Origin of the sequence: Pandoraea iniqua (assembly GCF_902459685.1) — a bacterium.
GTDB classification, from domain to species: domain Bacteria; phylum Pseudomonadota; class Gammaproteobacteria; order Burkholderiales; family Burkholderiaceae; genus Pandoraea; species Pandoraea iniqua.
This window is the reverse complement of sequence record NZ_CABPSF010000004.1, coordinates 1-15,208: the sequence shown is the minus strand read 5'-3', so window position 1 is coordinate 15,208 and position 15,208 is coordinate 1. Positions and strand designations below refer to the sequence as shown.

The window sequence follows — 15,208 nt, the reverse complement described above, 5'->3', positions numbered from 1 at the left end:
ACATGACAGCGCAGCACATGATCTGCCGTGCTGCGAAGTCACCCATCACTGTCCGACTTTCTGCTCCACGTTGACCGTGCGCCCGCTCGGGAACGGCAACTGCTTGAGCGCCGCATCGATCAGGTACGGCATGGTGGATGCGAGCGACGTGCCGCCATCGCTCGTCTCGGCCGACACGCGATACACCTCCTTGCCGCTCGCCCGGTCGGTAAAGCGCAGTTGCAGCCCCTTGAGCGCATACGGATAGTCACGCTCGATATAGGCCGGCATCGCGCCGCCGTACGGGTAACCGTACCAGCCCCACGGACGGCCCCACGGCCCCCACGCCCCTCGCGCGAACATCGGGTCGTAAGCCGGCTCGGCCACGCGCATCATCTGCTGACTGATGCCGTAGCTCATCCCCACCAGAAAGTGTGCCGACGACGGGCTTTGCTCAGCGAAACCGTCACCGGCCAGCCGGTTGCGCAGCCACTGCTCGTAGGTCGCGTGCTCCTGATTGTTCTGCTGCTCCGGGGTACGGGTGAGCGCGTAAGTGCGCGGCCCATCGAAGCCCGGCGAGTCGCCAAACGCGGTCACCTGGCTCGTGACCGTGCTGGCACAGCCAGCCAGCATTGCGCTGGCGGCGACCAGCGTCGCCATTCCCCATCTTTTCCACATGATTCACTGCTCCAGAGAAATGCCAAGTACGGCAAAGCGCGCCCCTCGCGCCGATTTAAGCATAGGACGGTGCCTCGTGCACCTCCCGAATCTTTGACGTGCGGGCACGGGCAAAATTCTCCAAATTTTTCGGCATCGCACCAAGTGACGAGCCAAAACGCGGCAATCCGTTACAATTTGTGAATCCTTGGCCGTCCGCAAAATCACCGTCCATGCTCAGAACCGATATCGCTGGCCTTATTCAGCGCTCCGACTATACGCCGCCGGCGTACCTGATCGACACCGTCCAACTCGACTTCGACCTCGCTCCCGACGTCACCACCGTGACTAGCCGCCTGCGCGTGCATCGCAACCCGGCAGGCGCGGGCGGCGATCTCGAGCTGGTCGGTCAGGGCCTGCAACTGGTGAGCCTCGAAGTCGACGGCAAACCGTGGAGCGCCTACCGCACCGGCGAGGAGACGCTCACCGTCGAGGCACCGCCCGAAGCGTTCGAACTCACGCTCGTCACGCGTTGTTGCCCGCAGGAGAACACGTCGCTGATGGGCTTGTACGTGTCGGGCGGAAATTTCTTCACCCAATGCGAAGCCGAAGGTTTTCGCAAGATCACCTACTTCCTCGACCGTCCGGATGTGATGGCGACCTACACCGTCACGCTGCGCGCCGATCGCGAAGCGTATCCGGTGCTGCTCGCCAACGGCAACCTGATCGACAAGGGCGATTTGCCCGATGGCCGCCACTTCGCGATCTGGGACGACCCGTTCAAGAAGCCGAGCTACCTGTTCGCGCTGGTCGCCGGCCGTCTCGTGTGCCGTGAAGCCCGCATCGTGGCCGGCGATGGCCGCGAGAAGCTGTTGCAGGTCTGGGTCCAGCCGCAAGACCTCGACAAGACCGAACACGCGATGGACTCGCTCATCAATTCCATCCGCTGGGACGAAACGCGCTTTGGCCGCGTGCTCGATCTCGACCGCTTCATGATCGTCGCCGTGAGCGACTTCAACATGGGCGCGATGGAGAACAAGGGCCTGAACATCTTCAACACGAAGTACGTGCTGGCCGATGCCGCCACCGCGACGGACGACGACTTCGGCAATATCGAAGCCGTGGTCGGCCACGAGTATTTCCATAACTGGACCGGCAACCGCGTGACCTGCCGCGACTGGTTCCAGTTGAGTCTCAAGGAAGGCCTGACGGTGTTCCGCGATCAGGAATTCTCGGCTGACATGATGGGCTCGGACTCGGGCCGCGCGGTCAAGCGCATCGACGACGTGCGCGTGCTGCGTCAAGCGCAGTTCCCCGAGGACGCTGGCCCGATGGCCCACCCGGTGCGCCCCGAGAGCTACGTCGAGATCAACAACTTCTACACCGTCACGGTCTATGAGAAGGGCGCCGAAGTCGTGCGCATGTATCAGACGCTGCTCGGCCGCGACGGCTTCCGCAAGGGCATGGACCTGTACTTCGAGCGTCACGACGGTCAAGCCGTGACGTGCGACGACTTCCGCGCCGCGATGGCCGACGCCAATCAGCGCGACCTGACGCAATTTGGCCGCTGGTACAGTCAGGCCGGTACGCCGCGCGTGACGGTCGACGCCACTTACGACGAAGCCGCTCGCACTTACACGCTCACGCTTACGCAGCGCTGCCCGAAGGTCGGCGTGGAGCTGCACGACAGCACGCTCGTCAAGCAGCCGTTCCATATTCCGTTTGCCGTCGGCCTGCTCGATCGCGACGGCCGCGACATGGCGTTGCGTCTGGCGGGTGAGCCGGCGGACGCCCCGGCAGCCACCACGCGCGTGCTCGACTTCACGCAAGAACGTCAGAGCTTCACGTTCGTGGACGTGGATCACACACCGATGCCCTCGTTGCTGCGCGGTTTCTCCGCGCCGGTCATCGTGGAACACGAATACACCATCGACGAACTCGCGTTCCTGATGGCGCACGACAGCGATCCGTTCAACCGCTGGGAGGCGGGTCAGCGTCTCGCCACGCGTCAGTTGCTGGCGCTGGTCGAATCGATTCAGATGGGCCAGTTGCCGAGCGTGGACAGCTACGTGCTCGAAGCTTTCCGTCAGGTGCTGCGTGACGAAACGCTCGACCCGGCCTTCCGTGCGCAAGCGCTCACGTTGCCGGCCGAATCGTATCTCGGCGAACAGATGAGCGAGATCGACCCGGCGGCGATTCATGCGGCGCGTCAGTATCTGCGTCAGCGTCTGGCCGCCTCGCTGCATACCGAGTGGCTGGCCGCGTATCACAACCACCGCGTGCCGGGCGCCTATCGCCCGGATGCCGCATCGGCCGGCGAACGCGCGCTCAAGAACCTTGCGCTGTCGTATTTGATGGAACTGTCGGACGCCGGCGTGGCGCAAACCGCCCGCACGCAATACGACACGGCCGACAACATGACGGACCGTTTCGCCGCCCTCACGGCGCTCGTACAACGTGGCGGTGCCGCGCGTGACGGCGATGCGGCGCATGGTCAGAATCACGCCGCCGAGGCGCTCGACGACTTCTATCAACGCTTTGAACACGAAGCGCTGGCCATCGACAAGTGGTTTGCCTTGCAGGCCATGCAACGCGGTGACGGTAGTCATTGTGTGATCGATGCGGTGCGCGCGCTGATGCGTCATCCGGCGTTCACGATCAAGAACCCGAACCGCGCACGCTCGTTGATTTTCAGCTTCTGTAGCGGCAACCCGGCGCAGTTCCACGCGGCCGACGGCTCGGGCTATCAGTACTGGGCGGAGCAAGTGCTGTCGCTCGACGCCCTGAACCCGCAAGTCGCTGCACGCCTCGCACGCGTGCTCGACCGCTGGCGCAAGTACACGCCGACGCTGCGCGACCGTATGCGCGACGCGTTGCAGCAAGTGGCCGACCACAAGGCGCTGTCGAAAGACGTGCGCGAAATCGTGGAGAAGGCGCTCGCCTGAACGGCCGTGCCGTCACGCTAACGTGGTGACGCAATAAAGAAAAAGGCGATGCGAGAAATACGCATCGCCTTTTTTCATGGCCGGGTCGATGCGCTGTCGAGCTCGACTGATTTCGCGCTCACGCCGCCTGTGCCGTCGCCGCTTGCCCCAACCGCACCCGCACCGCTTTGGCCGCTGCCACGAGATTCGTCAGTGCGCCGTCGACTTGCACCCAGTCACGCGTCTTCAGACCGCAGTCCGGATTGACCCACAGCCGCTCGGCCGGAATGCGCGCGAGGGCCGCTTCGATCAGACGCTCCATCTCCGCCTGCGACGGCACGCGCGGCGAGTGATTGTCGTACACGCCCGGGCCGATCTCGTTCGGGTACTCGAACGCCTCGAAGGCCCCCAGCAACTCCATCGCCGAGCGCGTGGTTTCGATGGAGATCACATCGGCATCGAGCGCGGCAATCGACGGCAGAATGTCGTGGAATTCCGAATAGCACATGTGCGTATGAATCTGCGTGTCGTCCGCCACGCCCGACGAGCACACACGGAACGCCCGCACCGCCCATGCCAGATACGCCGGCCAGTCGTTCGCGCGCAGCGGCAGCCCTTCGCGCAACGCCGGCTCGTCGATCTGGATCACGCGCACACCGGCCTTTTCCAGCGCCGCCACCTCTTCGCGCAACGCCAGCGCAATCTGCAATGCCGTGAGTTCGCGCGGCTGGTCATCGCGAACGAACGACCATTGCAGCATCGACACGGGCCCGGTCAGCATGCCCTTGACGGGCTTGTCGGTCAGCTTCTGCGCATAGGCGCTCCATGTCACCGTCATCGGCTCGGGCAGATACACATCGCCGTAGATCACTGGCGGCTTCACGCAACGCGAGCCGTAGCTCTGCACCCAGCCGTGCTCCGTAATGACGAAGCCCCAGAGCAGATCGCCGAAGTACTCGACCATGTCGTTGCGCTCGGCTTCGCCATGCGTCAGCACATCGAGGCCGTAGGCTTCCTGCTTTTCGATCGCCAGACGAATCTGCGCGCGCATCGTTTCGAGATAGTCGAGATGCGACATCGCGCGGCGCTTGAAATCGGCGCGGGCACTGCGAATCGCCGGCGTCTGCGGAAACGACCCGATGGTGGTCGTCGGCAACACCGGCAGCTTGAGCCATGCCCGTTGCGCCTCGGCACGCACCGGATAGGCCGAGGCACGGTGCGTGTCGGCGTCGGTCAGCGCCGCCAGCCGCTTTTGCACCACGCTGTTGTGAATTCGCGGCGAAGTGCGGCGCTCGGCTTGGGCGGTGCCATCGGCGACGAACGCGGCGCGCACATCGGCCGCCGCAAACTCGCCCGGGTCGAGCGAACGGCGCAGTAACGCAACTTCGCCCAGCTTCTGCACGGCGAAGGCCAGCCACTTACGGACTTCCTTTTCCAGACCCACTTCGCTCGCCAGATCGACCGGGCAGTGCATGAGCGAGCAGCTTGATGCCACCCACAGACGCTCGCCCAGTTGCTCGGCGAGCGGCATCAGCATCGCCCGTGCGCGTGCCAGATCGCAGCGCCACACATTGCGGCCATCGACGACGCCTGCCGAGAGCACTTTGTCCGCCGGCCAGCACGCGGCAAATGCGGCCAGTTGTTGCGGCGCGCGCACACCATCGAGATGCACGCCAGCCACGGGCAGCGACGCGAGCAGTGCCGCATGCTCGCTGACGTCGCCAAAGTAAGTGGTGAGCAGCAGCGACGGCGCCACGTCGGCGAGTTCGGCATAAGCCGGGGCGAACGCCTCGCGCCAGCGTTCCGGCAAGTCGAGCGCAAAAATCGGCTCGTCGATCTGCACCCACGTCACCCCCTGCGCCTTCAGACGCGAGAGCACGCGCACGTACTGTGTGATCAAGTCGGGCAGCAGCGCGAGTCGATCCTCGAGCCCGCCCTTCTCTTTGCCGAGAAACAGCAGCGAAAGCGGCCCGAGCAGCACCGGTTTGACGTTGGCGCTCTCGATCAACGCCTCGGCCACTTCTTCGAACAGCCAGTCGACGCCCTTGCCGAAGCGCGTCTGCGGCGAATACTCCGGCACGAGGTAGTGGTAGTTGGTATCGAACCACTTCGTCATTTCCATCGCGCTGTGTTGCGAATTACCGCGCGCGGCGGTGAAGTAGTCGTTCAGCGTGAGCGCCTGGGGCTTGGCGCCGAATCGCCCCGGCAGGCCGCCGACGAGTGCCAGCGTGGAGAGCACCTGATCGTACCAATGGAAGTCGCCGACGGTAATCCAGTCGAGCCCCGCGGCACGCTGCGCAGCGCGGTTGGCGGCACGAACGCTGCGCCCGGTGGCCTGCAACGCCATGAGGTCCACGTCACCGCGCCAAAACGCCTCCTGCGCGAATTTGAGTTCACGTTGCGCGCCAATGCGCGGCAGTCCGAGTACGTGGGCGTGGGCCATAAGCGGGGTCTTCCAGAAGGCGGATGTTGTTCAAAACCGGCGGGTAATTTCCGCCCAGAGTGGCAGTATCCCGGTCGCCCATGTATTATTCAAACGAAAGTTTTTGCCATTTAACATTAAATTCATTCATGCAGCGATCCCCCATCGAACTTCGGCACCTCCAGACGCTGTTGGCGTTGCGCGATACCGGCAGTGTGTCGCGCGCGGCGCTATGGCTGCATCTGACGCAATCGGCGCTCTCGCACCAGATCAAGGCGCTGGAAGATTTTTACGGGCTGCCGTTATTCGTGCGCAAGTCGTCGCCGCTGGTCTTCACACCGGCGGGCAAGCGTTTGCTGGCGTTGGCAGAACAGGTGGTGCCTGCCGTCGACGAGGCCGGGCGCGATCTCACACGGCTCGCGCAGGGCACGCAGGGCACGCTGCGCATCGCGGTGGAGTGCCACACCTGCTTCGACTGGCTGATGCCCGCCATGGACGCGTTTCGCGCGCGCTGGCCGGAAGTCGAACTGGATATCGTGTCGGGCTTTCATGCCGACCCGATCGGTCTGCTGCATCAGGACCGCGCCGATCTGGCGATTATCTCGGAGCATGAGGAAGGCGAAGCGGTGGACTTTCACCCGCTGTTCCGCTTCCAGATGATGGCGTTGATGGCCAACGATCACCCGCTGGCCGCGAAGACGCACCTCGACGCCGAAGACTTCCGCGACGAGACGCTGATCACTTATCCGGTGCCGGACGACATGCTCGACATCGTGCGTCAGGTGCTGCGCCCGGCGGGCATCGAGCCCACGCGCCGCACCACCGAGCTGACGGTCGCGATTCTGCAATTGGTGGCGAGCCGGCGCGGGCTGGCGGCCCTGCCGTTGTGGGCCGTCACCGGCTATCTGGAGCGGCGCTATGTCAGCGCACGCCCGATCACGCCGAATGGGCTGACGTCGGAGTTGTGGGCGGCGACGCTGCCGGCGATTACGGCGCGTCCGTACATTGGGGAATTCGTCTCGCTGATGCGCGAGACGAGCCTGCTCTCATTGCCGGAAATCGAACTGCTCTAAAGCGAGCGGCGTCAGGCGGGCCGGCGCACGATCAGACGGCAGACGCGCTTGCCCGAGCTGGCGCTCGTGACGTCTTCTTCGTGCAGCACGACGCCCTCGTGCAACGCGGCACGCACGACATCCGGCGCAAAAGCACTGTAAAGGCGGCCGTCTTCATGGCGCTGGTCGGCCCCCTCGGTCACACGCCACGACACGTAGAGCACGCCGCCGGGGCGCACCAGCGTCCAGAGCCGGTCGGCCGCGGCGGGCACGTCGGCCGCGTTCAGATGCATGAGCACCGTCTCGCACACCACGTTGTCGAAGGTGTCGGTCACGTTCTCGAGTTGCGGCAGCTTGCCCACATGGAACGATACCCACGGGAACGTCTTGCGCGCGAGTTCGACCAGCGCGGGCGAGTTGTCGTAACCCGTCACATCGAATCCCGCCTGCGCTAACCACGCCGCATCGCGGCCGTTACCGCAGCCCACATCGACAGTGCGGCCGCCCGGCACGAAGTGCCGCACCAGCAGCGCATACATATCGTCCGGCGGCGGCTGGTTGAGCCAGTCGTCGCTGTAACGCACGGCATTGGCCTCGTAGGCCGCTTCGGTTTGCAGATCCGCCATGGTCCCGTCCTCCAGTCTCTGCCTTTTTACTGCGAAATCTTCTCCAGCGCCACGTCACGCGTACGCGGGCCCATCAGGCCGATCGACAGCATGACCACGAGCATCGCCAGCGAGATGAACACGAACACGCCGGTCACGCCGAAATTGCGCAACACCGACGCGATCAGGAACGCCGTGAAGATGGCCGAGAAACGGCTCCACGAGTACACGAAACCGACCGCGCGGGCGCGAATGCCCGTGGGGAACAGTTCCGTCTGATAAGCGTGATAGCTGTACGACATGATGTTGTTCGCGAGCGTGAGACCGATGCCCATCGCGATCAGCAGGAACGACGACGTCACCTGCGAGAACACCAGCCCGCACACGATGCCGATGCCGGCAGTCCACACGATGGCGTGCTTGCGCTCGACCTTGTCCGCCATCCACAGGCCGATCAGCGGTCCGATGGGCGCGGCCAGCGCGATCACGCTCGAATAGCCGAGGCTCGTGGTCACGGTGACGCCTTGCTTGATGAGCAGCGTCGGCACCCAGTTGGCGAAGCCGTAGAAGCCCACCGTCTGGAAGATGTTGAACAGAATCATCATGATGGCGCGCTTGCGGTACGGCGGCACCCACATGTCGCGGAACGCGCCCTTGGGCACGACCGGCTCCGGCACACCCGGCGGGGGCAGCGGCTTGCCGTACTCGGCGGCCACCTTCGCTTCGAGCGCGCTCAGCACCCGATCCGCTTCTTCCAGACGCCCTTTCTGCGCCAGCCAGCGCGGGCTCTCGGGCAATGCACGGCGAATCCACCAGACGAACACAGCCCCGTGTGCCCCGATGAGCACCACCCAGCGCCAGCCTTCCAGACCGAGGAATTCGCGCGGCACGAGCCAGTAAGCGAGAAACGCCACGACCGGCACGGCGGTAAAGCCTACCGCCTGTTCGCACGCAAACGCGCGGCCGCGAATCTGCTTGGGCACCAACTCAGCGATGTACGTGCCGATGGTTACCAGCTCGACGCCAATACCGAGCCCGACGATAAAGCGCCAGAAGTTCACGCCCGTGGCCGTCTCCTGAAACGCCATGATGACGTTGGCGACCGTGTACCAGAGCAGCGAGCCAGTGAAGACCGCGCGCCGTCCGAAACGGTCTGCGAGGAAGCCGCAGGCGATGGTGCCGATGAACAGGCCCGAGAACAACGCGGCGATGAAGCTCGCGACGCCCGTGGTGCCGAACAAGCCCGGCGTGGTCGGCGTCAGGATGCCGCTCTTGACCAGCCCCGGCGCGATATAGCCGGTGTAGAGCAGATCGTAGAGTTCGAAGAAGAACCCGAGACTCAGCAGCACCACCAGTTTCCACACGGTGCGCGTGGGTGGCAGTCGGTCGAGGCGGGCAGAAATCTCACCGGCAGTGAGCGTTGAGGCCGCGCGCGCATGGGCGGCGGTAGAGGTGGCAGGCGAGGAAGGCATCGAAACTTGGGGGGATGGCATGAAAGTCGTCTCCGGGCCTGTTCGGTCATGGCCGAACAGCTTTTTGTCGACGCGTCACCCAGTGACATCCCATGCAAATCACATGTGACGACGTGGGCGTTGCGTCGCGAAACACCATGAATCAACAGGCGCGAGGCCGAAATTCTGCCACGAATGATGCCGCGCCGGTCACCGATTTATGTGGCGCATTGCAGCTCGTCGAAACTGGCGATACGCCCTGCCAGTGCACTCGCCGCCACCGTATAAGGGCTGGCAAGCCACACGCTGCCCGGCCCCGAACGGCCGGGAAAATTACGATTGATTGCGCTGATGGTGACCTGCTCGCGCGTGGTCGACTGCCCCGGCCCGCAGTTCGCGCAAGCGCCGCAGCCGGGCATGATGAGCGTGGCGCCCACGGCTTCGAACGTCTTCAGATAGCCGCGCGATTCGCAGTACGCGCGCACGTCCATCGTGCCGAATTGCAGAAACAGCGAGCGGCCCGGTGCCACGCGCATGCCGTGCGCCAGCCCCCACGCGAGCACGTCGTGATACGCATCGAAGTCGTCGCGCTTGCCCGCCGTGCACGAGCCGCCGTACGCGATATCGATCGACACGGGCGCTTCCAGTGCGCTCAACGCCACGCCATTGCCCGGGTCGCCGGGGCGCGCGAGCATCGGCGTGAGCGACGTCGCATCGATGCGGATCACGTCGCGATACACCGCATCGGCGTCGCTCGTCATCCACGGCTCGACGGTGAAGTCGACACCGCGGCGCGTCTTGAGAAAGGCGACCGTCTTCTCGTCGGGTGCGACGATGCCGGTGAATCCACCCAGCTCCGCCACCATGTTGGTCAGCGTGGCGCGCTCGTCGATCGACATCGCGCGCACCGCGCTGCCGCCGTACTCGAACACCAGTCCGATCGCGCCGCCGCTGCGAATCGCGTCAAGTCGCAGCAGATGCAGCACCACATCCTTGGCGGTCACGCCCGGCGCCAACGCGCCGTCGATCTCGATGCGCAGCGTCTCGGGCACCTTGCAGCGCACGTAGCCCGTCGTCCAGCTGTTCGCGATGTCCGTCGCCCCTGCCCCGAAAGCGAGGCAACCCAGCGCACCGGCGTGGGGCGTGTGCGAATCGGTGCCAATTACGATCTGCCCCGGCAGCGCGTAACGCTCCGCCATGAGCGCGTGACAAATGCCGTCGGCGCCGGCTTCTCCTGAAGCGCCCTCGACATCGGTCAGTTCGCCATGCGCGAGCACGGGATACCGCGCCACAAATTCGCGGTGACCGCTCGTCAGATTCGCCACACCCGGGAGCAAACCCTGCGTGACGTGCGGATGACTCTGCGCGGCCAGCACGAGGTGATCCTGAAACGCGATGATGCGCGCCGGGTCGTGCAACGGCGCGGGCTCGCCAAACGCGCGATGCATCAGGTGCGCGCACATGCCGGTGAAGTAATCGTGCGAGAACCGCCAGTCGACCGCGACGAACACGCCGTCGCCGCGCGCGGCGCCCGGTGTAGCCGGATGCAGGCGGCGCGCAATGATCTTCTCGACGAGCGTGCGCGGCGGAGCGTCGGCTGTCGTTGCACCGACGTCATCGGCCACCGGCACGGGCCATTCGGCAAACTTGCTGTAGGCGAGCAGGCCCCCGCTGCGGATGATCTGCTGCGTGAGGGCGTCGCGGCCCTTGAGGAATTCGGTGATCGGGATGGCTTCGCCCGCGAGAATGCGATCGAGCACGCCGAAGTCGGTCGTCGTCAGAATGCCGATGTTGTCGCAGTTCTGCTGATAGATGCGCTCGAAGCTCTCGGCCACGATGAGCCGGATGCCGGCAGACAACTCCGCGAGCGGGCTCGATTCGCGCGAAGAGCCCTTGCCGTAGCGCTTGCCGGCAACAGTCACCTGAAAGCCGCCGCGACGAATGTCGTGCTCGCCGATGGGGAGTTCGTTCCCCGCTTTGAAACCGACGTAAGGGTAGCGGCCCAAGCGCTCGTCGTACGTGAGCATGACCGTGACGGGCGTGATTTCGTCTGTCGAGACGTTCTCACGCAAGGTGCCGGCCTCGGCGCGGGTGACGGTCTCGCCCGCGATCTGCCGGCGCACGATGGCCGGGTCGTCGGACAAGAACAGAATGCGGCCGTCGAAACGAATGATGTCTTCCATGCAGCGATTACCTCCGAAAGACAGCATAGCGGCGGCCTTATAGGCCTGCCGTGCCGTCTTGGCAATCCCGGCATGACGGTTTGCGAAGGCCTGCCCCCTCACACATCATCCATCACCCTTCGCCCTTCCCCCTTCACCCTTCGCCCTTCACGCGGGCTCGCCCTGCTGCCCTTGCCCCTGCGCGAGGAAGTTCACCACCGCGGACGCGGTCGCGCTGAGTTGTTCGCGCGACGGAAACACCATCCACAGCTGGCGATGGGCCCACTCGTCGGTGAGCGGACGCACCACCACGTCGAGCTTGCCCACATACAACTGGCCGACCTGCTCCGGCGCGATGGCAATGCCCAGCCCGGCGTGCGCCATGCGGCACAGCGCGTCCAGACTCGACACGCGAATCTTGATGCGCAGCGACGCGCCCGCCGCACTCGCCTGCTGACGCAGCAACTGCGTGAGGGCGCTGTTGCCTTGCAGGCCGACGAGCGTTTCGTTCACGCAGGCGGAAAACGGAATCTCGCCCGTGCGGGCCGCGAGTGGATGGCCGACCGGCAGAATCACGGCCAGCCGGTCGCGGCGGTACGGAACCATCGTGAAGGCTTCGATCCCGGCCACGGCGTTGCAGATGCCCACGTCCACGGCGCGTTCGCCGACGCGTTGCAGCACTTCATTACTGTGTTGTTCGTCGAGTTCGACGTCGACCGCCGAGAACACGCGGCCGAACGCCGCGAGGTCTTCGGGCAGAAACTGCACGATGGCCGATAGGTTGGCGGCAATGCGCACGCTGCCACGCGCGCCTTCATGGAACTGGGACAGCTCCGCACCGAGGGATTCGATGGTGCCGAGAATGCGCTCGGCGTAGCGGCGCACGGTTTCACCCACCGGGGTGACGGTAATGCCGCGCTGGTGACGCTGAATCAGGGGCAGGCCGACGATGGCCTCGATATCGGCAATACGCCGGCTGATGGCCGACGGCGCGATGAATTCGCGCTCGGCCGCGCGCGCCATGCTCCGCTCCTGGCACACGGCCACGAAAAGGCGTAAAGAAGTGAGGTCGAGCTTGCGGAGAAGGTTTTCCATACCTGTTGCGGCAATACGCCGGAAATGCCGGAAACGCCCGGCTGGCGCGGCCCCACAAGGGGCACGTCTTTTGCTGGACAAACAACGAATCGACGCCTATTATACGCATCGCGTACACAGCCCTGCCGACCCGACCATGAGTGCACAGCAGACTTTCCTGCGCGACGCGATGCGTCGCCTGAACATGACCCGCGACACCTTCGCCGAGCGTATCGGCGTTCGCCGGCGCGCCCTCGACACCTGGCTGCTCCCCGAAGATTCCAGCGAATATCGCACGATGCCGAGCATCGTCGAGAAATTCGTCGGCGAAATCCTCGGCCGTGAAGCGCCGTCTGCGGAATCTACGCAAAGCGCACACAAGCCGCTGCGTGAACGCATGGGTCTCGACGGCAAGCCGCATCTGATCTCCGTCGACCAGTTCTCGCGCGACTCGCTCGAAGAGCTGTTCCACGTCGCCGACATCATGCAGCCGATTGCCCGCCGCCAGAAGATCTCGCGCGTGCTCGAAGGTGCAGTGCTCGGCAACCTGTTCTTCGAAGCCAGTACCCGCACCCGCGTGAGCTTCGGCTCGGCGTTCTGCCGACTCGGCGGCTCGGTGTGCGACACCACCGGCTTCACGTTCTCGTCGATGGCCAAGGGCGAATCGATTTACGACACGAGCCGCGTGATGAGCGGCTATGTCGACGCGCTGGTCGTGCGTCACCCGGAAAAGGGTTCGGTCGCGGAGTTTGCGCGCGCCACCAACATCCCGGTGATCAACGGCGGCGACGGTCCCGGCGAACACCCGAGTCAGGCCATTCTCGATCTGTATACCATCGGCCGCGAATTCTCGCGTCTGGGCAAGTTGGTCGACGGCGCCCACGTGGCGATGGTCGGCGACCTGCGCTACGGCCGCACGGTGCACTCGCTGATCAAGCTGCTCGCGCTGTATCGCGGCCTGAAGTTCACGCTGATTTCGCCGCCGTCGCTCGAAATGCCGACGTACATTCTCGATCAGATTTCGCAGAACGGCCACGTCATCGTGCAGAGCAACTCGCTCGCCGATCTGGCCGGTGCGGATGTGGTCTACGCGACGCGCATTCAGAAAGAGCGCTTTGCCGACGAAGCCATCGAAGGCTACACGCCGGACTTCCAGATCAACGAAGCGCTCATCAACACGTACTGCGACAGCCGCACGATCATCATGCACCCGCTGCCGCGCGACAGCCGTCCGGGCGCTAACGATCTGTCGACCGACCTGAATCACGACCCGCGTCTGGCGATCTTCCGTCAGACCGACAACGGCATTCCGGTGCGCATGGCGATCTTCGCGATTCTGCTCGGCGTGGACAAGCAAGTTCAGCACAGCATGCGCGACGCCACGTGGCGCTCGCCGTCGCATGTCGGCCCAGACGACGCCCTGTTCGACGGACTCGACTGATCCTTCAGTGCCCCGCCCCGCGTTTTTTCGCCGGGGCGGCGGGTCTTTGCGGGTAAAATTGCGTCCGTCGCGAAATACGAACGCTTTTTTGCTTTTGGAGGCCCCTATGCGCCGCAAGACCCTCACCCAATATCTCATCGAACAGCAGCGGGAATACAGCAACATTCCCGCCGAGCTGCGTCTGTTGATCGAAGTCGTTGCGCGCGCGTGCAAGTCGATCAGCCACGCCGTGTCCAAGGGCGCCCTCGGTGGCGTGCTGGGCAGCGCCGGCAGCGAAAACGTGCAAGGCGAAGTCCAGAAGAAGCTCGACGTGATCTCCAACGAGATCATGCTCGAAGCCAACGAATGGGGCGGCCATCTCGCGGCCATGGCGTCGGAAGAGATGGAAGACGTCTTCCACATCCCCAACCGTTACCCGCAAGGCGAATACCTGCTGATGTTCGATCCGCTCGACGGCTCGTCGAACATCGACGTGAACGTGTCGATTGGCACGATCTTCTCGGTGCTGCGTTGCCCGGAAGGCGTGACGGACCCGACCGAACAGGACTTCCTGCAACCGGGCACGCAACAGGTCGCGGCCGGTTACGCCGTGTATGGCCCGCAGACCGTGCTGGTGCTCACCACGGGTCATGGCGTGAACTGCTTCACGCTCGATCGCGAAATGGGCTCGTGGGTGCTCACGCAAGAAGGCATGCGCATTCCGGAAGACACCAAGGAATTCGCCATCAACATGTCGAACGAACGCCACTGGTACCCGCCGGTGCAGCGTTACATCGGCGAGTTGCTGCAAGGTAAGGAAGGCGCGCGCGGCAAGGACTTCAACATGCGCTGGATCGCTTCGATGGTGGCCGACGTGCATCGCATCCTGACGCGCGGCGGCGTGTTCATGTATCCGGCCGACAAGCGCGATCCGGACAAGCCGGGCAAGCTGCGCATCATGTACGAAGCCAACCCGATGAGCTTCCTCGTCGAACAGGCGGGCGGTGCGGCGACCAACGGCGTGCAGCGCATTCTCGATATTCAGCCGCAGAAACTGCACGAGCGCGTGGCCGTGTTCCTCGGTTCGAAGAACGAAGTCGAGCGCGTGACCGGCTATCACCTTGAAGCCGACAAGAAGTGAGTGAGGCCGACGGCCTTCGTCATCGCGAGGTTGGCGCACTGCGCGAAAAAAATTTTCGCGATGACGAAGCGTAGGAATTCTGTAATTTCAAGGATTTACGCGGCGTGCACGCGCTGACGACAAAAAATCTCTGAAAAAAGTCGTGACAATCGCGGAAAACCTGCTAATATCTCACTTCTTCGCAGCGCCGGAGTAGCTCAGTCGGTAGAGCAGCTCATTCGTAATGAGAAGGTCGGGGGTTCGATTCCTCTCTCCGGCACCAGACCCTTGTTTCTGGGAATGCGATGAAGTACGAAAGCCGCCATAGCATATAGCTAGGCG

At 64.1% G+C, this 15,208-nt stretch carries 10 protein-coding genes and 1 tRNA gene; 5 read left to right on the top strand and 6 right to left on the bottom strand.

What is annotated here, in order from left to right; all coding sequences use genetic code 11:
• Positions 1–45: 45 nt before the first annotated feature.
• Positions 46–657 (bottom strand): DUF4136 domain-containing protein, encoded by a 612-nt coding sequence (locus tag PIN31009_RS15915; protein ID WP_150684837.1) that lies wholly within the window; start codon positions 655–657, stop codon positions 46–48.
• 212 nt (positions 658–869) lie between these two features.
• Here PIN31009_RS15915 and pepN point away from each other — a divergent pair, with 212 nt between their 5' ends.
• Positions 870–3,581, top strand: a complete 2,712-nt coding sequence (gene pepN, locus PIN31009_RS15910; RefSeq protein ID WP_150790925.1) for an aminopeptidase N — start codon at positions 870–872, stop codon at positions 3,579–3,581.
• A 118-nt stretch (positions 3,582–3,699) separates the two neighbouring features.
• Here pepN and metE read toward each other — a convergent pair whose 3' ends face one another.
• Positions 3,700–6,003 carry a 5-methyltetrahydropteroyltriglutamate--homocysteine S-methyltransferase gene (metE, locus tag PIN31009_RS15905; protein WP_150790924.1) on the bottom strand — a complete coding sequence of 768 codons (2,304 nt, stop codon included), beginning with the start codon at positions 6,001–6,003 and terminating at the stop codon, positions 3,700–3,702.
• A 128-nt stretch (positions 6,004–6,131) separates the two neighbouring features.
• Between metE and PIN31009_RS15900 the strand changes: the two genes are divergently transcribed.
• On the top strand, positions 6,132–7,055 hold the full coding sequence (locus tag PIN31009_RS15900) for a LysR family transcriptional regulator (RefSeq protein WP_150790923.1): 924 nt from the start codon (positions 6,132–6,134) through the stop codon (positions 7,053–7,055).
• A gap of 11 nt (positions 7,056–7,066) precedes the next feature.
• Here PIN31009_RS15900 and PIN31009_RS15895 read toward each other — a convergent pair whose 3' ends face one another.
• The 4 genes from PIN31009_RS15895 to PIN31009_RS15880 all read right to left on the bottom strand — a co-directional run bounded on the left by PIN31009_RS15895 (position 7,067) and on the right by PIN31009_RS15880 (position 12,347).
• Positions 7,067–7,660, bottom strand: a complete 594-nt coding sequence (locus PIN31009_RS15895; protein WP_150790922.1) for a class I SAM-dependent methyltransferase — start codon at positions 7,658–7,660, stop codon at positions 7,067–7,069.
• Between the two features lie 26 nt (positions 7,661–7,686).
• Complete coding sequence (locus PIN31009_RS15890; RefSeq protein WP_150791140.1) at positions 7,687–9,111, bottom strand: MFS transporter; 1,425 nt, start codon at positions 9,109–9,111, stop codon at positions 7,687–7,689.
• Between the two features lie 197 nt (positions 9,112–9,308).
• The gene (locus PIN31009_RS15885; RefSeq protein ID WP_150790921.1) at positions 9,309–11,273 is read right to left on the bottom strand and encodes an aconitase family protein; all 1,965 of its coding nucleotides are present in this window, start codon (positions 11,271–11,273) and stop codon (positions 9,309–9,311) included.
• Between the two features lie 147 nt (positions 11,274–11,420).
• Positions 11,421–12,347: a LysR family transcriptional regulator gene (locus PIN31009_RS15880; protein ID WP_150684843.1), complete on the bottom strand. Its 927-nt coding sequence runs from the start codon at positions 12,345–12,347 to the stop codon at positions 11,421–11,423.
• A 136-nt stretch (positions 12,348–12,483) separates the two neighbouring features.
• Between PIN31009_RS15880 and PIN31009_RS15875 the strand changes: the two genes are divergently transcribed.
• From PIN31009_RS15875 to PIN31009_RS15865, 3 genes are all read left to right on the top strand, one after another.
• Complete coding sequence (locus tag PIN31009_RS15875; protein ID WP_058377817.1) at positions 12,484–13,767, top strand: aspartate carbamoyltransferase; 1,284 nt, start codon at positions 12,484–12,486, stop codon at positions 13,765–13,767.
• A 106-nt stretch (positions 13,768–13,873) separates the two neighbouring features.
• A complete protein-coding gene (locus PIN31009_RS15870; RefSeq protein WP_150684844.1) occupies positions 13,874–14,887 on the top strand; it encodes a class 1 fructose-bisphosphatase in 1,014 nt (337 codons plus the stop codon).
• A gap of 186 nt (positions 14,888–15,073) precedes the next feature.
• Positions 15,074–15,149, top strand: a tRNA-Thr gene (locus PIN31009_RS15865).
• The last annotated feature ends 59 nt before the right edge of the window (positions 15,150–15,208 follow it).